Genomic DNA, 20,448 nt, shown 5'->3' with positions numbered 1-20,448 from the left:
ATGAGTGACAAGCTGAAGGCTCTGGCAGAGGCGGGTGTGTCGATCTGGCTCGACGACCTGTCGCGTGAGCGCGTCGAGACCGGCAACCTCGCCGAGCTCGTCAAGGACAAGTCGGTGGTCGGCGTGACCACCAACCCGACCATCTTCGCCGCGGCGATCTCCAACGGCGAGCGGTACGACGAGCAGGTCGCCAAGCTCGTCGCGGCCGGTGCGGCCGTGGACAAGGTGGCGTTCGAGCTGACCACCGAGGACGTCCGCAACGCCTGCGACATCTTCGCCCCGGTGGCGCAGAGCACGGCCCACGACGGCCGGGTCTCCATCGAGGTCGAGCCCGACCTGGCCAACGACACCGAGGCGACGATCGCCTCGGCGAAGGCGCTGTGGGCCGCGGTCGACCGCCCCAACGTGCTCATCAAGATCCCGGCCACCCTCGAGGGCCTCCCGGCGATCACCGCGGTGACCGCCGAGGGCATCAGCGTGAACGTCACCCTGATCTTCGGCGAGGAGCGCTATCGCGAGGTCATGGACGCCTACCTGACGGGTCTCGAGCAGGCGAAGGAGGCCGGTCGCGACCTCTCCGACATCCGCTCGGTCGCCTCGTTCTTCGTGTCGCGCGTCGACTCCGAGGTCGACAAGCGACTCGACGACATCGGCACCGACGTCGCGCTCGCGCTGAAGGGGAAGGCCGCGGTCGCCAACGCCCTCCTCGCGTACGGCGCCTACGAGGAGGTCATTGCCTCCGAGCGCTGGCGGGCCCTCGCTGACGCCGGCGCTCACCCGCAGCGACCGCTGTGGGCCTCGACGGGAGTCAAGAACCCCGACTACAAGGACACGATGTACGTCACGCAGCTCGTCGTCCCGGAGACGGTCAACACCATGCCGGAGAAGACGCTCGATGCGTTCGCCGACCACGGCGAGGTCTTGGGCGACCTCGTCACCGGCAAGGCGTCGGAGGGCCGGGCCGTCCTCGACCGCCTGGGCGAGGTGGGCATCGACTTCCTCGACGTGCTGCAGGTCCTCGAGCACGAGGGCGTCGACAAGTTCAAGAAGTCGTGGTTCGAGCTGGTCGAGACCGTGGAGGCGCAGATGGCGAAGTCCGCCCGGTGACCGCCTTCAACACCGTCGGCGAGGACGGCGTCTTCGAGCTGCGCTTCCGCTACCGCGACGAGCTGGCCTTCGTCGACACGGTCGCATCCCTCGTCGACGACAAGTTCGCCTCCCGGATGGCCGCGCGCGACGCGACTCTCTGGGGGGACGCGGCAGCCGACGAGGCGGGCAAGCGGCTCGCCTGGGTCGACCTGTACTCCACCTCGAGTCCGCTCGTCGGGGAGATCCTCGAGCTGCGCGCCAACCTGATCGGCCAGGGGCTGACCCGCGTCGTGCTGTGCGGCATGGGCGGGTCCTCACTGGCCCCCGAGGTGATCTGCGCGGCCGACGGCGTCGACCTCGTCGTGCTCGACTCCTCCGACCCCGACTTCGTGCGCACCGCGCTCGAGGACCACCTCGACCGGACGGTCGTGGTCGTCTCGTCCAAGTCCGGAGGCACGGTCGAGACCGACAGCCAGCGGCGGGCGTTCGAAAAGGCGTTCGCGGACGCCGGCCTCGACCCGGCGTCCCGCATCGTCGTGGTGACCGACCCCGGCTCACCGCTCGACGCGTCCGCCACCGAGGCGGGCTACCGCGTCTTCCGCGCCGACCCCGACGTGGGCGGCCGCTACTCCGCGCTCACGGCCTTCGGGCTGGTGCCCAGCGGGCTGGCCGGCGCCGACGTCGCACGCCTGCTCGACGAGGCCGCAGCCATCGCGCCCGCGCTGACCGCCGACTCCTCCGACAATCCCGGACTGCGCCTGGGCGCGCTCCTCGGTGCGGCCAACGCGGCAGGGGCCGACAAGCTCGTCCTGGCCGACGGCGGGTCTGCGTACGCCGGGTTGGGCGACTGGGCCGAGCAGCTGGTCGCCGAGTCCACGGGCAAGGACGGCAAGGGCATCCTGCCCGTGGTCGTCGAGTCCACGGAGGCCCCGAACTTCTCCCCCAGCACCGACGACGAGGTGCTGGTGACCTACGGCCCTGACGAGCCGTCGGTCGTGCCCACGTCGGGCTGGGGCGCCACCGTCGACGCCACCCTCGGCGGGCAGCTGCTCCTCTGGGAGGTGGCGACTGCGGTCGCCGGCCGGGTCATCGGCATCAACCCCTTCGACCAGCCCGACGTCGAGAGCGCGAAGGCAGCCGCCCGCGACATGCTCGACGGGGGTGGCGGTCAGCCGCGCCCGATGTTCGTGGACGGCTCCACGACCGTCTATGCCTCCGAGGACTGGCTGCCGGAGGGCACGGCCACGGTGGCCGACGCGGTGCGCGCCCTGCTCGACCGCCTCGACGGCGACCACGGCTACCTCGCCGTGCAGGCCTATCTCGACCGGCACCGCGACGCCCAGCTCGCTGAGGTGCGGCCCGCCCTCGCACGCCGTACGGGCCGACCGGTCACCTTCGGCTGGGGCCCGCGCTTCCTGCACTCGACCGGGCAGTACCACAAGGGCGGACCGGCCACGGGCGTCTACCTCCAGGTCACCGGTCAGCCCCAGGCCGACCTGGCCGTGCCCGACCGGCCGTTCACGTTCCACGAGTTCCTCACCGCCCAGGCGGTGGGCGACGGCCAGGTGCTGGCCGACAAGGGCCGACCGGTGCTTCGGCTGCACGTCGCCGACGCGGGCGACCTGGCCGCGCTCGCCGCGGTGCTCGGGCAGGGGGCCTGATGACGTCCACCACGCCGTACGAGAACCCGCTTCGCGACCCCGAGGACCGGCGGCTCCCGCACATCGCCGGCCCGTGCGGGCTGGTGCTCTTCGGGGTCACCGGCGACCTGTCGCGCAAGAAGGTCATGCCGGCGATCTACGACCTCGCCAACCGTGGGCTGCTGCCACCCGGCTTCAGCCTGATCGGCTATGCGCGGCGTGACTGGGCCGACCAGGACTTCGCCCAGATCGTGCACGACTCGGTGAAGCAGTACGCCCGCACCGAGTTCCGCGAGGAGGTCTGGAACCAGCTGGCCGAGGGACTGCGCTTCGTGCAGGGCGACTTCGACGACGACGTCGCCTTCGACGGCCTCCGCCGCACCATCGAGGAGCTCGACCAGGCGCGCGGCACCGGCGGCAACTACGCCTTCTACCTCGCCATCCCGCCGTCGTTCTTCGGTACCGTCGTCGGCCAGCTCCAGGAGCACGGACTGGCCCAGCCGCCCGACGGCTCGTGGCGGCGGGTGGTGGTCGAGAAGCCCTTCGGGCACGACCTCGAGTCGGCCCGTGAGCTCAACGACACCCTCGACGGGGTGTTCCCCTCCGGGTCGGTCTTCCGGATCGACCACTACCTCGGCAAGGAGACGGTCCAGAACATCCTGGCGATGCGCTTCGCCAACAACATGTTCGAGCCGATCTGGAACGCCAACTACGTCGACCACGTGCAGATCACCATGGCCGAGGACATCGGCATCGGTGGTCGGGCCGGCTACTACGACGGCATCGGCGCCGCCCGCGACGTCATCCAGAACCACCTGCTACAGCTGATGGCCCTGGTGGCGATGGAGGAGCCGACGTCGTTCGACGCTGAGAGCCTGCGCTTCGAGAAGCAGAAGGTGCTGGCGTCCGCGACCCTGCCTCGGCGGCTCGACCTGAGCACTGCCCGCGGGCAGTACCTGGACGGCTGGGCCGGCGGCGACAAGGTGCAGGGGTTCCTCGACGAGGAGGGCATCGCCAAGGACTCCACCACCGAGACGTTCGCCGCGATCACCGTCAACGTCGAGACCCGCCGCTGGGCCGGCGTCCCGTTCTACCTGCGCACCGGCAAGCGGCTCGGTCGCCGGGTGACCGAGGTGGCAGTCGTCTTCAAGCGGGCCCCGCACCTGCCCTTCACCGAGACGGCCACCGAGGAGCTGACGCAGAACGCGCTGGTGATCCGGGTCCAGCCCGACGAGGGCATGACCATGCGGTTCGGCTCGAAGGTGCCGGGCACGGCGATGGAGATCCGGGACGTCAACATGGACTTCGCCTACGGCGGGTCCTTCACCGAGGCCAGCCCGGAGGCCTACGAGCGCCTCATCCTCGACGTGCTCCTCGGTGACCCGCCCCTCTTCCCCCGTCACGAGGAGGTCGAGCTGTCGTGGAAGCTGCTCGACCCGGTCCTCGAGCACTGGGCGAAGAAGGGCAAGCCCGACACCTATGCGTCCGGGACGTGGGGTCCGCCCTCGGCCGACGAGATGCTGGCTCGCGAGGGCCGGACCTGGAGGAGACCGTGACCGCCGAGCTGATCGACACCAACGCCTCGAAGATCGCCGCGCAGTTCGTCAAGGCGCGACGCAAGGCCGGCAGCCCGGCGATGGGCATGGTGATGACCCTCATCATCGTGGTCCCCGAGGACGACGCCGAGGACGCCATGCAGGCCGCGCGCGCTGCGTCGCACGAGCACCCCGCCCGGGTGCTCGGCGTCATCCTGGGAGACGCGCGGGGCGCCGGTGTGATCAACGCCCAGGTCGGCATCGGCTCGGGCTGGACCGGCGAGACCGCGCTCATCCGGCTCAAGGGCGAGGTGGTCAAGCACGCCGAGTCGGTCGTGCTGCCGCTGCTCCTGCCCGACTCCCCCGTGGCGATCTGGTGGCCCACCGACGCCCCCGACGAGCCGGCCGAGGACCCGCTCGGTCGCCTGGCGTCGCGGCGCGTCACCGACGCGGCAGCCGTCACGCGCGGCAAGACCGCCGCCATGCACCGCCAGTGCGCGGCGTACGCCGCCGGCAACACCGACCTCGCCTGGACCCGCATCACTGCCTGGCGCGCGCTGCTGGCCGCCGCGCTCGACCAGCACCCGCTCAAGGTCACCAGCGCGTCGGTGTCCGCCGAGCGCATCTCTCCCAGCGCCGAGCTGCTCGTGGCCTGGCTCAGCGAGCGGCTCCGGGTGAAGGTCGAGCGCCGCAGCTCCGCAGGCCCCGGCATCACCGAGGTGGTCATGGAGACCAAGCAGGGCCCCATCCGGATCAGTCGCAGCGACGGCCGGCTGGCGACGTTCTCGTCCCCCGGTCAGCCCGACCGGCCGGTGGCGCTCAAGCGGCGCGAGCTGCCCGAGCTGCTGGCCGAGGAGCTGCGCCGTCTCGACGAGGACGACATCTACGCCGCCGCGGCCAAGCAGCTGGTCAAGCTCAGGGGTCGAGCGTGACCGAGCCCGAGGTGGTCGTGCACGACGACGCCGGCACCCTCGCCGGCGACGTCGCCAGCAGGCTGCTCGAGGTGCTGGAGCTCGCTCAGGCCGACGGTCGGGTGCCGCAGATCGGCCTCACCGGTGGCTCCATCGCCGACGCCGTGCACCGGGAGGTCGCCCGGCGTGCCGTCGACTCCTCGGTCGACTGGACGCGCGTGGTCCTCTGGTGGGGCGACGAGCGGTTCGTGCCGGCCGGCTCCTCCGAACGCAACGCCACCGGAGCCCGCCAGGCCCTGCTCGACGGGCTCCCCCTCGATCCCGCCCACGTCCACGAGATGCCGGCGGCCGACGGTGGCCTCGATCTCGACGGTGCTGCCGCGGCGTACGCCGACGACCTCCGCACGCACGGCAGCGGTGCGTTCGACGTGCTGATGCTGGGGGTGGGCCCCGACGGGCACTGCGCGTCGCTGTTCCCGGGCCACCCTGCGCTCGACGTCGACGACCAGGTCGCGGTGGGGGTGCGCGAGTCGCCGAAGCCGCCGCCGGAGCGGATCTCGCTGACCTTCGCCGCGCTGAACCGGTCGCGAGCCGTCTGGTTCGTGGTCAGCGGCGAGGAGAAGGCCGCGGCCGTGGCGTCGGCGCTGTCCGGTGCGGATGTGCACCAGACGCCCGCCGCCGGGGTCCAGGGTCAGGACGAGACGCTCTGGCTGCTGGACGCCGACGCCGCGTCGCAGCTCTGACTGCCCACAGCCTGGCCCGAGGTTTGTGCGCGAGTCTTGGGGTTTGTGGCCCTAGCGATGGCCACGAACCCCAGGAGTCACCGGATATCCGGTGACTCCCATCCACCCATCGGCAGACCTCAGAAGATGATCTCGCCGGCCTTGCGGCGGGAGCGGAGCAGCTGGATGGCCTCGTCGAGGATGTCGGCCGCCTCGGCGTCGGAGCGCCGCTCCTTCACATACGCCAGGTGGGTCTTGTAGGGCTCGATCTTGGGTGCGGGCGGGGGGTTCTCGGAGTCCCGGCTCGCCGGGAGGCCGCACTTCGGGCAGTCCCACGACTCGGGGGCAGCCGCCTCGATGGCGAAGGTCACCACCGAACGGTGCTCGTGGGAGCAGAAGTAGGTCACGGCCTGGCGGGGAGCGGACTCGCCACGCTCCGCCTCGCCCATCGGACCCGCGCCGACCCGACTCCCGCGGATCGCGTTTCCAGCACCAGCCACGTCAGTCCCTCTCTCTCACACGTTCGGTCATGTGCTGTAGGCCATGAGCAGGCCCAGCGCAACGATGCAGGAGAACCAGATCACCCCGACGCCGACTGTGAATCGGTCGAGGTTGCGCTCGGCGACCGACGAGCCGCCCAGCGTGGAGGACACGCCACCGCCGAACATGTCCGAGAGTCCACCGCCGCGGCCCTTGTGGAGCAGCACCAGCAGGATGAGTATCGCGCTCGTGATCACGAGCAGGACTTCGAAGACCAGAATCACGGTGCGAAGCCTACGTCACGCCGCCACGATCACAGGACCGGCATGTCGTAGAAGCGACAAACGCCACCGAACTCGTCGGCTTGCAGGCTCGCCCCGCCCACCAGGGCGCCGTCGACGTCGGGGTTCGCCATGATCCCCGCGATGTTCGAGGCCTTCACGGAGCCGCCGTAGAGGATGCGGCAGCCGTCGGCCGCGGCGTCGCCGTACACCTCGCGAAGCTGCCCGCGGATCGCCGCACAGACCTCCTGCGCGTCGTCGGGCGTGGCTACCTCACCGGTGCCGATGGCCCAGACGGGCTCGTAGGCGATGACCATGCCGGCGACCTGCTCGGCGGTGACGCCGGCCAGCGCTCCGTCGACCTGGGCGATGCAGTGGGGTACGTGTCCCCCGGCCTGACGGACCTCCAGCCCCTCGCCCACGCACACGATCGGGGTGATCCCCGCGGCCAGGGCCGTGAGCGCCTTGGCGCTGACGATCTCGTCGGTCTCCGCGTGGTGCTCACGGCGCTCGGAGTGGCCGACGACGACGTAGCTGCAGCCGAGCTTGGCCAGCATGGCCGCCGAGATCTCGCCGGTGTAGGCGCCGTTGTCGTGGGTCGAGACGTCCTGGGCGCCGTACCTGATCGACAGCCTGTCGCCGTCCACGAGCGTCTGCACCGACCGAAGGTCGGTGAACGGCGGGACCACCACGACCTCGACCTTGCCGTAGTCGTGACGCTTGTCGGAGAGCGTCCAGGCAAGCTTCTGGACGAGCACCACGGCTTCTTGGTGGTTGAGGTTCATCTTCCAGTTGCCCGCCATCAGGGGCGTGCGGGTGTTCTTGGCCATGCCAGCTCTTTCGGGTCAGGGACGTTCGAGGACGGAGATGCCGGGCAGCTCCTTGCCCTCGAGGTACTCCAGGCTGGCACCGCCGCCCGTGGAGATGTGCCCGAAGGCTGATTCGTCGAAGCCGAGGGTGCGTACGGCGGCAGCCGAGTCGCCTCCTCCGACGACCGAGAGTCCGTCGATCCGGGTCAGCGCCTCGGCGACGACTCGGGTGCCGTCGGCGAAGGCCCCGACCTCGAAGACGCCCATCGGGCCGTTCCAGAAGACGGTCCGCGCGTCGGACAGGGCGGCTGCGAACGCGTCGGCCGACGCGGGACCGATGTCGAGGCCGAGCGCGTCGGCCGGGATGGCATCGGCGGCAACGACCCGCGGCTCGGGCTCGCGGTCGTCGGACGGGAAGGCGGTGTCGACCACGATGTCGGTCGGCAGCACGATCTCAACCCCCTTCTCCGTGGCGCGCTCCAGGTAGCTGCGGCAGGTGTCGAGGTGGTCGTCCTCGAGCAGGCTCTGGCCCACCTCGTGGCCCTGCGCCTTCAAGAAGGTGAACACCATGCCGCCGCCGATGAGGAGCTTGTCGGCCTTGTCGAGGAGGTTGTCGATGACGCCCAGCTTGTCAGAGACCTTGGATCCGCCCAGCACCACGACGTAGGGGCGCTCCGGCTCCACGGTCAGCCGGCGCAGCACCTCGATCTCGGTCGCCACGAGGCCACCCATCGCGCTCGGTAGCCGCAGTGCGACGTCGTACACGGAGGCCTGCTTGCGGTGGACGGCCCCGAAGCCGTCGGAGACGAAGGCGTCGCCCAGCTGGGCGAGCTGGTCGGCGAACGAGCCCCGCACGGAGTCGTCCTTGCTGGTCTCACCGGAGTTGAACCGGACGTTCTCGAGCAACGCCACGCCGCCGTCTGCGAGTCCCGCCACCGTCGCGGTCGCGCTCTCCCCCACGGTGTCCGAGGCGAAGGCGACCGGACGACCCAGGACCTCGGCGAGGCGCTCGGCGACCGGGGCGAGGGAGTACGCCGGGTCGGGGGCCCCGTCGGGACGACCCAGGTGGGCCATCACCACGACCCGCGCGCCCGTCTTGGCCAGCTGGTCGATGGTGGGTGCGCTCGCCCGGATCCGGCCGTCGTCGGTGATCGCCCGGTCGTCGGCAGGGCCGTCGAGGGGGACGTTCAGGTCGGAGCGGACCAGCACCCGCTTGCCGGCCAGGTCTCCCAGGGAGTCGACTCCCAGCGACCCGGCGGTGTGGCCGGTGCCCGGCATCAGAGCGTGGAGCCCACGTGCGTGATCAGGTCAGCGAGACGGTTTGAGTAGCCCCACTCGTTGTCGTACCAGCCGACCACCTTGACCTGGTTGCCGATGACCTTGGTCAGCGGCGCGTCGAAGATGCAGGACGCCGGGTCGGTGACGATGTCGGAGGAGACGATGGCGTCGGTGGAGTACTTGAGGTATCGGCCGTCGGCGACCTTCTCGATGGCTGCGTTGACCTCTTCGACGCTGGTCTCGCGGCCCGCCTCGAACGTGAGGTCGGTGGCCGATCCGGTCGGCACGGGGACGCGCAGCGCGTAGCCGTCGAGCTTGCCCTTGAGCTCGGGCAGCACCAGGCCGATGGCCTTCGCCGCACCGGTCGAGGTGGGCACCACGTTGATCGCGGCGGCCCTGGCCCGGCGCAGGTCCTTGTGGATGTTGTCCTGGAGGTTCTGGTCGGCGGTGTAGGCGTGGATGGTGGTCATCATGCCCTTGACGATGCCGAACTCGTCGTTGAGGGCCTTGGCCATCGGCGCCAGGCAGTTGGTCGTGCACGACGCGTTGGAGATCACCGAGTGCTGCGCCGGGTCGTAGAGCTCGTGGTTGACACCCATGACCACGGTGATGTCCTCGTTGGAGGCGGGCGCGGAGATGATGACCTTCTTGGCGCCGCCGTCGATGTGGGCGCGCGCCTTGGTGGCATCGGTGAAGAACCCGGTGGACTCGACGACGACGTCGACGCCGAGGTCTCCCCACTTCAGGTTGGCGGGGTCGCGCTCGGCGAAGGCAGCGATCGCCTGGTCGCCGACCCGGATCGACGTGTCGTCGGAGGTGACGTCGGCGTCGAGACGACCGAGGATCGAGTCGAACTTGAGCAGGTGCGCAAGGACGGCGTTGTCGGTGAGGTCGTTGACCCCCACGATCTCGATGTCCGCACCGCCCTCGCGCTGCAGAACGCGGACGGCCCGGAAGAAGTTGCGGCCGATGCGGCCGAAGCCGTTGATTCCCACACGAACAGTCACGATGTCTCCTGGAAGCGTTGGTCGATCAGGCGGTTCGACCCTATCGCGAGGCAGGGAGCCGTCCGAAGGTCCCTTCCGGGCCACCGCCGGCACGCGGCCCCGAGATCACAGGTATGGCGCGACGGGCGCTCAGTCCTGCTCGGCCAGCATGTCGGGGGTCAGCGACGCCTCGGTGTCGGGGATCCCGAGCTCCTCGGCACGCTTGTCGGCCATCGCGAGCAGGCGGCGGATGCGACCGGCGATGGCGTCCTTCGTGAGCACGGGCTCGTGCAGCTGCCCCAGCTCCTCGAGCGAGGCCTGCTTGTGCTCCAGACGCAGGTGGCCGGCGAGCTTGAGGTGGTCGGGCACCTCGTCGGCGAGGATCTCCAGGGCCCGCTCGACGCGGGCGCCGGCCGCGACGGCGGCGCGGGCCGAGCGCCGCAGGTTGGCGTCGTCGAAGTTGGCCAGCCGGTTGGCCGTCGCGCGCACCTCGCGGCGCATCCGGCGCTCCTCCCAGGCCATCAGCGACTCGTGGGCGCCGAGTCTGGTGAGCAGTGCACCGATCGCGTCTCCGTCACGGATGACGACCCGGTCGACGCCGCGCACCTCGCGCGCCTTCGCCTGGATGCCCAGGCGACGGGCGACCCCGACGAGGGCCAGCGCGGCCTCCGGCCCCGGGCAGGTGATCTCGAGGGCTGACGAGCGACCCGGCTCGGTGAGCGAACCGTGAGCCAGGAAGGCACCTCGCCACGCGGCGACGGCGTCACAGCCACCGCCCGACACGACGGCCGGCGGCAGCCCTCGCACAGGCCGGCCACGAGGATCCAGCAGCCCGGTCTGCCGGGCCAGGGCCTCGCCGTCCTTGACGACACGGACGATGTAGCGGCTGCCCTTGCGGATGCCGTTGCCCTGCACCATCACCACGTCGGACTGGTGGCCGTAGACGTCGGAGATGTCCTTGCGCAGCCGACGCGCGGCCGCGCCGGTGTCGAGCTCGGCCTCCACCACGATCCGGCCGCTGACGATGTGCAGCCCTCCGGCGAAGCGCAGCATCGAGGCGACTTCGGCCTTGCGGCAGCAGGTCTTGGTGATCTGGGTGTTGGCCAGTTCAGCCTTCACCGGTGCGGTCATCGCCATGCGGCCGATCCTGCCATGCGCGTCAACGACCCTCGCCGCCGAGGACGCCGGCCAGCGCTTCGCCCAGCCGTGCCGGGTCGTGTGCAGCGGTGCCATCGCCGCGCGCGACGTCGGCCACGACGAGCCGGCCGCCCAGGTCGAGCACCGCCTTCTCCAGGGCCTCGGTGTCGGCGACGCTGCCGGCGTCGGCCAGCACGGTGTGGACGGTCAGGTCCGGTGCCAGGTCCCGGAGCACCGCGAGGTGGTCCTCGGGTGCGAAGCCGTGGGTCTCCCCCGGCTGCGCCTCCAGGTTGAGTACGACGACCAGCCGCGCGCCGCGGGCCACGACCGCGTCGCGCAGGTCGGGCACCAGCAGGTGCGGGATCACCGAGGTGTACCAGGACCCGGGTCCGAGGACCACCCAGTCGCAGTCGCGCACCGCGGTCACGGCCTCGGCGCAGGCGGGCACCGGCTCGGGATCGAGCGACACCCGCTCGATGTGCCCGTCGGTGGTGGCGATCTCGACCTGACCGTGCACCCGGGTGTGCGCGCCCGGGTCTCCGGCGACCAGGCCGGTGACGTCGGCGGTGATGTCGATCGACGTGGTCGACATCGGCAGCACCCGGCCCCGGGCGCCCAGCAGCCTGCCCACCAGGTCGAGGGCGGCCACCGGGTCGCCGAGCTGCTCCCAGAGGCCCACGATGAGCAGGTTGCCCACGACGTGTCCGCGCATCTCCCCGTCGCCGGCGAAACGGTGCTGCAGCACCTCGGCCCAGGTCTGGCCCCACTCGTCGTCTCCGCACAGCGCCGCGAGCGCCATCCGCAGGTCGCCCGGTGGCAGCACGTCGAACTGCTCGCGCAACCGGCCGGACGAGCCGCCGTTGTCGGCGACGGTCACGACGGCGGTGACGTCGCGGGCCACCCTGCGCAACGCCGAGAGCGACGCGAACAGGCCGTGACCGCCACCGAGGGCGACGACCGAGCAGTCGACCGCCGGCACGTCACTCCCGCCCGAGGTCGCGGTGCACGGCTCGGGTGTCGTAGCCGCGGTCGAGCAGCCGCTGCGCGATCTCCTCGGTCATCGCCACGCTGCGGTGCTTGCCGCCCGTGCACCCGATGGCGATGGTCATGAAGCGCTTGCCCTCGGCCAGGTAGCCGCGTGCGGCGATCTCCAGGACCGGCAGGTAGCCGTCGAGGAACTCCGCGGCCCCGGGCTGGCTCTTGACGTAGCTGGCGACCTCCGGGTCGCGGCCCGTGTGCGGCCGGAGCTCCGGGATCCAGTGCGGGTTGGGCAGGAACCGCATGTCGCCCACAAAGTCGGCGTCGACCGGGATGCCGTACTTGAAGCCGAAGCTGATCACGGTGACCTTGAGGCGGGTGGCCTGTGCCGACCCGAAGTGCTCGGCCACCCTCTTCGTCAGCTGGTGGACGTTCAGGTTGGTGGTGTCGATGACGAGGTCGGCGTCGCCCCGCACGCTCGCCATGGCCCGCCGCTCACGGGCGAGCCCGTCGACGAGCCGGCCGCCGCCCTGCAGGGGGTGCGGCCGCCGGGCCGCCTCCTGGCGGCGTACGAGCACGTCGTCGCCGGCCTCGAGGAACAGCAGCGTCGTGGGCCGGCCGGTCACGTGCTGCTGCCGGTTGGCGTGCAGGGCGTCGAAGAAGGAGCCGGAGCGGACGTCGACGACCACGGCGATCGGCTGGGTCACCCCGCGGCTGTCGTCCACGAGGCGCACGACGTCGCGCACCAGCGCGGGCGGCAGGTTGTCGACCACGTAGTAGCCGAGGTCCTCGAGCTCCTTAGCGGCCGTGCTGCGCCCGGCCCCGGTCATCCCGGTGACCACGACCAGCTCCCCCGGCTGCGGCGACGTGCTCTCCGACATCAGTCCTCCTCGATCTCACCGGTGGCGGTGTTGACGCGCATCGGTTGCTGAGTGGTCCCAGTCTTGCGCGTCGCGTCGGCCGCGGCGAGTGCGTCCTTGATGGCTCGGGAGGTCCCCGGGCCGATGCCGGGCACCATCGCGATCTCCTCGACGTCGGCGGCCCGGAGCTTCTTGAGGGAGCCGAAGTGCTTGAGCAGCGTCTTGCGGCGTACCTCCCCCAGCCCGGGCACGTCGTCGAGCAGGCTCTCGACCATCGACTTGGACCGCCGGTTGCGGTGGTGGGTGATGGCGAACCGGTGCGCCTCGTCGCGCACCCGCTGGAGGAGGTAGAGGCCCTCGCTGGTGCGGGCGAAGATCACCGGGTCCTCCTCGCCGGGCAGCCATACCTCCTCGAGCCGCTTGGCCAAGCCGCACACCGCGATGTCGTTGATGCCGAGCTCGGCCAGGGCCTCCTGTGCGGCCGCGACCTGGGGCGGGCCGCCGTCGACGACCACCAGCCCGGGCGCGTAGGCGAACTTGCGCGGGCGCCCGGTCTCGGGGTCGACGAGCATCGGCCCGCTGTCGGTCGCGACCTCCGTCGACCTCGCCTGCTCGTCGAGCAGGCGGCGGAACCGGCGGGTGATGACCTGCTTCATGTGGGCGACGTCGTTCTGGCCGACCTGTCCGTCGCCGGGGCCCTTGATCACGAAGCGGCGGTACTCGCTCTTGCGGGCCAGTCCGTCCTCGAACACCACCATCGACGCGACGACCTCCGTGCCCTGGAGGTTGGAGACGTCGTAGCACTCGATGCGCAGCGGCACCTCGTCGAGACCGAGCGCCTTCTGGATCTCCTCGAGCGCTCGGTTGCGGGTGGTCAGGTCGCTGGCCCGCCGGGTCTTGTGCAGCACCAGCGACTGGCCGGCGTTGCGGGCCACCGTCGCTTGGAGGGTCTTCTTGTCACCGCGCTGCGGCACCCGGATCGCGACCCTGCTCCCGCGCAGCTCGGTGAGCAGCTGCTCCATCGTGGCGTGGTCCGAGGGCAGCGCGGGCACGAGCACCTCACGCGGGATCGCCTCTGCCTCCCCGGCGTAGAGCTGGAGCAGGAAGTCCTCGACGAGCGCGGCGGTGTCGCCGTCGTCGGCCCGGTCGGCCACCCACCCCCGCTGGCCGCGGATGCGACCGCCTCGCACGTAGAAGATCTGCACCGCCACCTCGAGCGGGTCCTCGGCCAGGCCGATCACGTCGGCATCGGTGCCGTCGCCGAGGACGACCGCCTGCTTCTCGAGCGCGCGGTTGAGCGCGCCGAGGTCGTCACGCAGCCGAGCCGCCTTCTCGAAGTCGAGCGCCTCCGAGGCGGCGTACATCTCGCGCTCGACGCGCTTGACGAAGGCCGTGGTGTTGCCGGCCATGAAGTCGCAGAAGTCGTCGACGATCGCCCGGTGGTCCTCGGCGCTGATGTTGCCCACGCACGGGGCGGCGCACTTGTCGATGTAGCCCAGCAGGCAGGGGCGCCCGATCTGCGAGGAGCGCTTGAAGACGCCGTTGCTGCAGGACCGCATCGGGAACACCCGCAGCAGCAGGTCGACCGTCTCGCGGATCGCCCAGGCGTGGCCGTAGGGCCCGAAGTAGCGGGTGCCCTTGCGCTTGGCGCCCCGGCCGACCATCACCCGCGGGAACTCCTCGCCTACCGTCACCGCCAGCCAGGGGTAGGACTTGTCGTCGCGGTACTTGACGTTGAAGCGCGGGTCGAACTCCTTGATCCAGCTGTACTCCAGCTGCAGCGCCTCGACCTCGGTGTTGACGACCGTCCACTCGACGCTGGCACCGGTGGTGACCATGGACGCGGTGCGGGAGTGCAGGTTGGCGATGTCCTGGAAGTACGACGACAGCCGGGACCGCAGGTTCTTGGCCTTGCCGACGTAGATGACGCGTCCCTTGGCGTCCCGGAAGCGGTAGACACCCGGCTGTGTCGGGATCGACCCGGGGGCGGGGCGATAGGACGCGGGTGAAGCCATGCCTCAACCCTACGGGCCGGGGCCGACACGTTCCCGCGCGACTATCGTGACCGTCCATGAGCGTCCTGTTCCTGCACGGCGCCGGTGGCTACGACGACGACCAGACGATGGTCGCGGAGCTGCGCGAGCACCTCGACGGCCCCGTCCAGGCCCCCCGGCTGCCGGACGAGGACATGTCGTACGACGCATGGCGTCGGGTGGTCTCGGGCCACCTGCACGACCTCGGCCCCGACGTAGCGGTCGTGGCGCACTCCTTCGGCGCCTCGGTCGCCCTCAGGCACGCGGTGGACGAGCGTCCGCCTCTCGCGGCGCTGGTCCTGCTCGCGATGCCCTACTGGGGTCCGACGGGCTGGGGCGTCGCGGAGTACGCCCTACCCGCGTCGTTCGTGCCGCCGCCTCCGCAGCTGCGGGTCAGCCTCCACCACTGCCACGACGACCAGGAGGTCCCTTTCGAGCACCTGGCGCACCACGCCGCCGCCCTGCCGGATGCCGTCGTGCGAGCGCACCCCACGGGGGGCCACCAGCTCACGGACCGCATGGGCGCCGTGGCCCTCGACCTGGCGCCGGCCTGATCGACGGGCCAGAGCGGTCAGGCCAGGCTGATGCTGTCGCCGTCGACGACGATCTCGACGGCCTCGAGCGGCGTGGTCGCCGGGCCGGCCTGCGGGGAGCCGTCCTCGAGGGAGAACTGGCTGCCGTGGCAGCCGCAGGGGATGACTCCGTCGGACGCCGACGAGACGAGGCAGCCCTGGTGCGTGCAGACGGCCGTGAAGCACCGGAACTCGCCCTCCGTGGGTTGGGTCACGACGACCTTGGCGTCGGAGTAGACGGCGCATCCGCCCACCGGGACATCGGACGTCTTGGCGAGGACGTCTACCCCGGGACCCGCGCCGGAGGAGGACGGCGACCCGTCGGGTGTCGACGATGAGGATGCTCCCCGGGCGCCCTCGTCGACAGCCTGGGTGTCGGCGCCGCAGCTGGCTAGCAGCGGCACCCCGACTCCGGCGACGGCTGCTGCGGAGAGTGCGGTACGTCGGTTGAGTCCTGAGCCCATGGCCCTGATCGCTCCTGGGGTCGCCGGTCGGGATGGTTGAAGAGAACACTAGTCAGCCCGAAAAGGCCGGCCCGAGAACTCCCGCTGGTGTGGCGATGACCAGCAGCTACTTCTTCGCCGTCGCCCGCTTCGCCGTGGCCTTCCGCACGGTCGCGGGCTTGGCCGCCGCCGTCTTCTTGGCACCGACCCTCTTCTTGGGTGCCGCCTTCTTGGTCGCGGCCCGCTCGGCCGCGGCCTTCTTCGCCGCGGCCTTGATGCCCGCCTTGGTGGTGGGCGCCGGCGGGTCCGGGGCCCTCCTCGGCTTCCCCGGCTGGACGGCGTGCCGGCCATCCAGGAGCGGTTTCAGGAACGCACCGGTGTAGCTGTCGGGGTGCCCGGCGATCTCCTCAGGCGTGCCCTCGGCCACGACGTAGCCGCCCCGCGAGCCGCCCTCGGGACCCATGTCGATGAGCCAGTCGGCGGTCTTGATGACGTCGAGGTTGTGCTCGATGACCATCACGGAGTTGCCCTGGTCGACCAGCCGGCCCAGCACCAGCAGCAGCTTGCGGATGTCCTCGAAGTGCAGGCCCGTGGTGGGCTCGTCGAGGACGTAGACGGTGCGGCCGGTGGACCTCTTCTGCAGCTCGGTGGACAGCTTGACGCGCTGTGCCTCGCCGCCGGAGAGGGTCGTCGCGGGCTGCCCTAGCCGGACGTAGCCCAGACCGACCTCGCCCAGGGTCTTCATGTGCCGGGAGATCGCCGGGACGGCGGCGAAGAAGTCGGCCGCCTCCTCGATCGGCATGTCGAGGACCTCGGCGATGGTCTTGCCCTTGTAGTGCACCTCGAGGGTCTCGCGGTTGTAGCGGGCGCCGTGACAGACCTCGCACGGGACGTAGACGTCGGGCAGGAAGTTCATCTCGATCTTGATCGTGCCGTCACCCGAGCAGGCCTCGCAGCGGCCGCCCTTGACGTTGAACGAGAACCGGCCCTGGAGGTAGCCCCGCATCTTCGCCTCGGGGGTGGACGCGAAGAGCTTGCGGATGTGGTCGAAGACGCCGGTGTAGGTCGCCGGGTTTGAGCGCGGAGTGCGCCCGATCGGCGACTGGTCGACGTGGATCACCTTGTCGACGTGCTCGAGCCCGGAGATCTTCTGGTGCCGGCCCGGCACCGCCCGGGCGTTGTAGATCTGCTTGGCGAGCGAGGTGTAGAGGATGTCGTTGACCAGCGTGGACTTGCCGGAGCCGGAGACGCCGGTGACCGCGACGAACATGCCCAGCGGGAACGAGACGTCGACGTTCTGCAAGTTGTTCTCGTGGGCGCCGTGCACCCTCAGCTCCCGGCCCGCCGTGCGCGGCCGGCGGATCTCCGGGACCGGGATCTCGCGACGGCCGGAGAGATACTGCCCCGTCATCGAGTCGGGGTGGTCGAGCAGGCCCTGGACGGACCCGCTGTGGACCACCTGGCCGCCGTGCTCGCCGGCACCGGGACCGATGTCGACCACCCAGTCGGCGTGGCGGATGGTGTCCTCGTCGTGCTCGACCACGATCAGGGTGTTGCCGAGATCCTTGAGCCTGACCAGCGTCTCGATCAGCCGCTGGTTGTCGCGCTGGTGGAGACCGATCGAGGGCTCGTCGAGGACGTAGAGGACGCCGACCAGGCCGGCGCCGATCTGGGTGGCCAGCCTGATGCGCTGGGCCTCGCCACCGGACAGCGACCCCGACGGGCGGTCGAGGGAGAGGTAGTCGAGCCCGACGTCGAGCAGGAAGTTGAGCCGCTCGAGGATCTCCTTCAGCACCCGCTCGGCGATCTGCTTCTCCCGCGCGCTCAGCTCGAGGCCGCGCAGGAAGTCGGCGGTCTCGTTGATCGGCAGCCGGCAGACGGCCGCGATGGACTTGCCGCCGAGCGTGACGGCCATCGAGACCGGCTTGAGCCGGCTGCCCTCACAGGCGGGGCACGGCACCTCGCGCATGAAGCCCTCGAACCGGTCACGGCTCGTGTCGCTCTCGGCCTCCCGGTGCCGGCGCTCGATGTAGGTGCGGACGCCCTCGAACGCGGCGTAGTAGGCGCGCTGGCGGCCGTAGCGGTTGGTCGTGACCACGTGCACCTTGGTGGCGTGGCCGTTGAGCAGCGACTTCTGCGCGCGGGCGTCGAGCTTCTCCCACGGGGTGTTGAGGTCGAAGCCCAGCTCCTCGCCGAGGGCGTGCATCAGCCGGAGGAAGTAGTCGGCGACGTGCGCGCCGCTCCACGGCGCGATGGCGCCCTCGCCCAGGGTCGCCGTCGGGTCGGGCACGACGAGCTCGGGGTCCACCTCCATCCGGGTGCCGAGGCCGTGGCACACGGGGCAGGCGCCGAACGGCGAGTTGAACGAGAACGACCGCGGCTCGAGCTCGTCGGTGTCGATCGGGTGGTCGTTGGGGCAGGCCATCTTCTCGGAGAAGCGCAGCTCGCGGTCGGGGTCCTTGGCCGGGAGGTCGACGAAGTCGAAGATCACCAGGCCGCTCGCGAGGTTGAGCGCGGTCTCGACGGAGTCGGTGAGCCTGCGCTTGGAGGACTGCTTCACGGCCAGCCGGTCGACGACGACCTCGACGGTGTGCTTCTTCTGCTTGTCGAGCTTGGGGGTGTCGTCCAGGGCGTAGGTCTCGCCGTCGACGCGTGCCCTCGAGAAGCCCTGTGCCTGCAGCTCCTTGAAGAGCTCGACGTACTCGCCCTTGCGGCCCCGGATCACCGGGGCCAGCACCTGGAACCGGCGGCCCTCCTCGAGCGCCAGCACCCGGTCGACGATCTGCTGGGGGGTCTGTCGCTCGATCGGTGCGCCGCAGGTCGGGCAGTGCGGGCGGCCGGCGCGGGCGTAGAGGAGCCGGAGGTAGTCGTAGACCTCGGTGATGGTGCCGACGGTGGAGCGCGGGTTCTTGGACGTGGACTTCTGGTCGATGGACACCGCGGGCGAGAGACCCTCGATGAAGTCGACGTCGGGCTTGTCCATCTGGCCGAGGAACTGCCGCGCATAGGCCGACAGCGACTCGACGTAGCGGCGCTGCCCCTCGGCGAAGATCGTGTCGAAGGCGAGGCTGGACTTGCCGGAGCCGGAGAGGCCCGTGAAGACGATCAGCGAGTCACGCGGGAGTTCGAGGGAGACGTCCTTGAGGTTGTGCTCGCGGGCGCCGCGGATGATGAGCTGGTCGGCCACTGGTGTCCTACGGGTCGGCGTCGGTGTTCGAACAAGTGTTCGCTATTCTACCGGTCACGGCAAGCGCGCCCCGCCGGCCCGAACACACTCTCACGAGCCACCGACAGTCGGGAATGGAGCGTGTCACAGGCGCGCGACGAAGCGCCGGCCGCGCAGCGCCTCCTCGACCAGACCCACCCCGCGGCGGACGGCGAGCAGCCGGGCCTCCTCCGCCTGGAACGTGGTCACGGCCGCCTCGACGACGTCGAGGTCGGCCACGTCGCGCAGGTCGGCCCGGCACTCGCTGAGCCCACGGCGTACGGCGGCCTGCTGCGCCTCGATGTGCAGCACGGCGAAGCGGGCCAGCACCACGATGTGACGCCGGAGCGCGGCGTGCTGGCGGTAGTCGGGCGGGCAGATGTCGAAGAACCAGTTGACGGCGGTGCGCTCCCAGTCGGGCGCGTCAGGGGGCCGGACGGCCGGCGGCCAGCCGGGCGGGGCGACGAGGACTGCCATGCGGCCAGCGTACGCCACGTTCGAACAGGTGTTCTAGTCGAGGGGCGGGAAGTGCTCGTCAAAGAGACGCTCGAGACGGGCCAGGTCGGGGTCGCGCAGGCCGGCCGCCCCGCGCCGCCACCAGACGTCGGGATAGACGAAGCGACCGGTCATCCAGTCGGCGTAGCCGTCGAGCAGCACGACCTGCATCGCCTGCTCCGGAGTGCGCCGCGACGCCGCCTCGAGGCCGTGCAGCGCGGCCCGCTCGAAGCCGCGCGCGCCGTAGAAGAACGGGCTGCCTTCGAGGCACAGCATCGGCCGACCGGTGGTGCGAGCCGCCTCGATCGCGGCCGCGACGAGGGAGGTGCCGACGCCTTCACGTTGCCGGTCGGGCCGGGTGCTCAGCGGGCTGAGCATCGCGACGTCGACCAGCTCCCGACGGGCGTCGAGCCAGGCGTGGCTGACGCCCACATGCCCGACGACCTCGTCACTGACGGCGTCCACCGCCACCAGCTCGGCCAGCAGGTGACCCAGCTCGCGGACCTCCGCCCAGAGCGCCGAGACCTCAGGTCCCTCGTCGCCGAAGGCCGCCTCGATCACCGCCCCGACGGCGCCGTGGTCGCCCGCGTGGGCCGAGCGCAACGAGCACGTCGGGGTGGTGCTCACCTCAGGTGTTCCTCGACCCGCTCGACCTTGGCGGTCAGCTGGCCGGTGTCGTGACCGCGACGCAGGTCGGCCTTCAGCACCAGACCGACACGCGGCGAGGTCTCCGCGACCTTGAAGACCGCGTCCTTGACGACCGCCATGACCTCGTCCCACTCGCCCTCGATGTTGGTGAACATCGCGTTGGTCTCGCAGGGCAGGCCGGAGTCGCGGATGACCTGCACGGCCTCGGCCACGGAGGCGGAGACGCCACCGGTCTCGTCGGCGCCTGCAGGGCTGATGCTGATGGCAACGATCATGCGACCCACCTTAGGAGAGTCCTGTCGACCCGGACTTTCCGCACTCGTTCAATACAGTTACACGGGCCGGC

The 20,448-nt window shown here is 70.8% G+C and carries 20 protein-coding genes; 6 read left to right on the top strand and 14 right to left on the bottom strand.

Going from position 1 to position 20,448, the window contains the following annotated elements:
* Genes tal through pgl form a run of 5 tightly spaced genes read left to right on the top strand, consistent with a single transcriptional unit; the run spans position 1 to position 5,918 of the window.
* A complete protein-coding gene (tal, locus tag ACP7BP_RS09720; protein ID WP_426244392.1) occupies positions 1-1,107 on the top strand; it encodes a transaldolase in 1,107 nt (368 codons plus the stop codon).
* Positions 1,104-2,750 carry a glucose-6-phosphate isomerase gene (locus tag ACP7BP_RS09715; protein WP_426244391.1) on the top strand — a complete coding sequence of 549 codons (1,647 nt, stop codon included), beginning with the start codon at positions 1,104-1,106 and terminating at the stop codon, positions 2,748-2,750. The genes tal and ACP7BP_RS09715 overlap by 4 nt, the downstream gene beginning before the upstream one ends.
* Complete coding sequence (gene zwf, locus ACP7BP_RS09710) at positions 2,750-4,285, top strand: glucose-6-phosphate dehydrogenase (RefSeq protein WP_426244390.1); 1,536 nt, start codon at positions 2,750-2,752, stop codon at positions 4,283-4,285. Before ACP7BP_RS09715 ends, zwf begins: the two co-directional genes overlap by 1 nt.
* Positions 4,282-5,196, top strand: a complete 915-nt coding sequence (locus tag ACP7BP_RS09705) for a glucose-6-phosphate dehydrogenase assembly protein OpcA (protein ID WP_426244389.1) — start codon at positions 4,282-4,284, stop codon at positions 5,194-5,196. Before zwf ends, ACP7BP_RS09705 begins: the two co-directional genes overlap by 4 nt.
* Complete coding sequence (pgl, locus tag ACP7BP_RS09700; protein WP_426244388.1) at positions 5,193-5,918, top strand: 6-phosphogluconolactonase; 726 nt, start codon at positions 5,193-5,195, stop codon at positions 5,916-5,918. Before ACP7BP_RS09705 ends, pgl begins: the two co-directional genes overlap by 4 nt.
* 119 nt (positions 5,919-6,037) lie before the next feature.
* Here pgl and ACP7BP_RS09695 read toward each other — a convergent pair whose 3' ends face one another.
* The 9 genes from ACP7BP_RS09695 to uvrC form a co-directional block, all read right to left on the bottom strand.
* The gene (locus tag ACP7BP_RS09695) at positions 6,038-6,397 is read right to left on the bottom strand and encodes an RNA polymerase-binding protein RbpA (protein WP_426244387.1); all 360 of its coding nucleotides are present in this window, start codon (positions 6,395-6,397) and stop codon (positions 6,038-6,040) included.
* A 27-nt stretch (positions 6,398-6,424) separates the two neighbouring features.
* Positions 6,425-6,661 (bottom strand): preprotein translocase subunit SecG, encoded by a 237-nt coding sequence (gene secG, locus ACP7BP_RS09690; RefSeq protein ID WP_426244386.1) that lies wholly within the window; start codon positions 6,659-6,661, stop codon positions 6,425-6,427.
* Positions 6,662-6,690: 29 nt separating this feature from the next.
* Positions 6,691-7,488, bottom strand: coding sequence for a triose-phosphate isomerase (tpiA, locus tag ACP7BP_RS09685; protein ID WP_426244385.1), 798 nt, complete (start codon positions 7,486-7,488; stop codon positions 6,691-6,693).
* 15 nt (positions 7,489-7,503) lie between these two features.
* The gene (locus tag ACP7BP_RS09680; protein ID WP_426244384.1) at positions 7,504-8,745 is read right to left on the bottom strand and encodes a phosphoglycerate kinase; all 1,242 of its coding nucleotides are present in this window, start codon (positions 8,743-8,745) and stop codon (positions 7,504-7,506) included.
* Complete coding sequence (gene gap, locus ACP7BP_RS09675; RefSeq protein ID WP_426244383.1) at positions 8,745-9,752, bottom strand: type I glyceraldehyde-3-phosphate dehydrogenase; 1,008 nt, start codon at positions 9,750-9,752, stop codon at positions 8,745-8,747. The genes ACP7BP_RS09680 and gap overlap by 1 nt, the downstream gene beginning before the upstream one ends.
* A gap of 129 nt (positions 9,753-9,881) precedes the next feature.
* Positions 9,882-10,868, bottom strand: coding sequence for a DNA-binding protein WhiA (gene whiA / locus ACP7BP_RS09670; RefSeq protein ID WP_426244382.1), 987 nt, complete (start codon positions 10,866-10,868; stop codon positions 9,882-9,884).
* A 22-nt stretch (positions 10,869-10,890) separates the two neighbouring features.
* On the bottom strand, positions 10,891-11,847 hold the full coding sequence (locus ACP7BP_RS09665; protein WP_426244381.1) for a gluconeogenesis factor YvcK family protein: 957 nt from the start codon (positions 11,845-11,847) through the stop codon (positions 10,891-10,893).
* A 1-nt stretch (position 11,848) separates the two neighbouring features.
* Complete coding sequence (gene rapZ / locus ACP7BP_RS09660; protein WP_426244380.1) at positions 11,849-12,727, bottom strand: RNase adapter RapZ; 879 nt, start codon at positions 12,725-12,727, stop codon at positions 11,849-11,851.
* On the bottom strand, positions 12,727-14,721 hold the full coding sequence (uvrC, locus tag ACP7BP_RS09655; RefSeq protein ID WP_426244379.1) for an excinuclease ABC subunit UvrC: 1,995 nt from the start codon (positions 14,719-14,721) through the stop codon (positions 12,727-12,729). Before uvrC ends, rapZ begins: the two co-directional genes overlap by 1 nt.
* A gap of 56 nt (positions 14,722-14,777) precedes the next feature.
* On the opposite strand from uvrC, the gene ACP7BP_RS09650 reads away from it, so the two are divergent.
* Positions 14,778-15,293 carry a hypothetical protein gene (locus ACP7BP_RS09650; protein WP_426244378.1) on the top strand — a complete coding sequence of 172 codons (516 nt, stop codon included), beginning with the start codon at positions 14,778-14,780 and terminating at the stop codon, positions 15,291-15,293.
* Positions 15,294-15,310: 17 nt separating this feature from the next.
* Here ACP7BP_RS09650 and ACP7BP_RS09645 read toward each other — a convergent pair whose 3' ends face one another.
* From ACP7BP_RS09645 to ACP7BP_RS09625, 5 genes are all read right to left on the bottom strand, one after another.
* Positions 15,311-15,775 (bottom strand): Rieske (2Fe-2S) protein, encoded by a 465-nt coding sequence (locus ACP7BP_RS09645; protein ID WP_426244377.1) that lies wholly within the window; start codon positions 15,773-15,775, stop codon positions 15,311-15,313.
* A gap of 106 nt (positions 15,776-15,881) precedes the next feature.
* Complete coding sequence (gene uvrA, locus ACP7BP_RS09640; RefSeq protein WP_426244376.1) at positions 15,882-18,941, bottom strand: excinuclease ABC subunit UvrA; 3,060 nt, start codon at positions 18,939-18,941, stop codon at positions 15,882-15,884.
* A 123-nt stretch (positions 18,942-19,064) separates the two neighbouring features.
* Complete coding sequence (locus ACP7BP_RS09635; RefSeq protein ID WP_426244375.1) at positions 19,065-19,436, bottom strand: hypothetical protein; 372 nt, start codon at positions 19,434-19,436, stop codon at positions 19,065-19,067.
* A 33-nt stretch (positions 19,437-19,469) separates the two neighbouring features.
* Positions 19,470-20,081, bottom strand: a complete 612-nt coding sequence (locus ACP7BP_RS09630) for a GNAT family N-acetyltransferase (RefSeq protein ID WP_426244374.1) — start codon at positions 20,079-20,081, stop codon at positions 19,470-19,472.
* On the bottom strand, positions 20,078-20,377 hold the full coding sequence (locus tag ACP7BP_RS09625) for an MTH1187 family thiamine-binding protein (RefSeq protein WP_426244373.1): 300 nt from the start codon (positions 20,375-20,377) through the stop codon (positions 20,078-20,080). Before ACP7BP_RS09625 ends, ACP7BP_RS09630 begins: the two co-directional genes overlap by 4 nt.
* Positions 20,378-20,448: the final 71 nt, after the last annotated feature.

The organism is Nocardioides sp. LHG3406-4, assembly GCF_049897745.1.
In the GTDB taxonomy this organism is placed as follows: domain Bacteria; phylum Actinomycetota; class Actinomycetes; order Propionibacteriales; family Nocardioidaceae; genus Nocardioides.
Note: the sequence above shows the minus strand (reverse complement) of the source record. Positions and strands in the feature narration are given on the sequence as shown.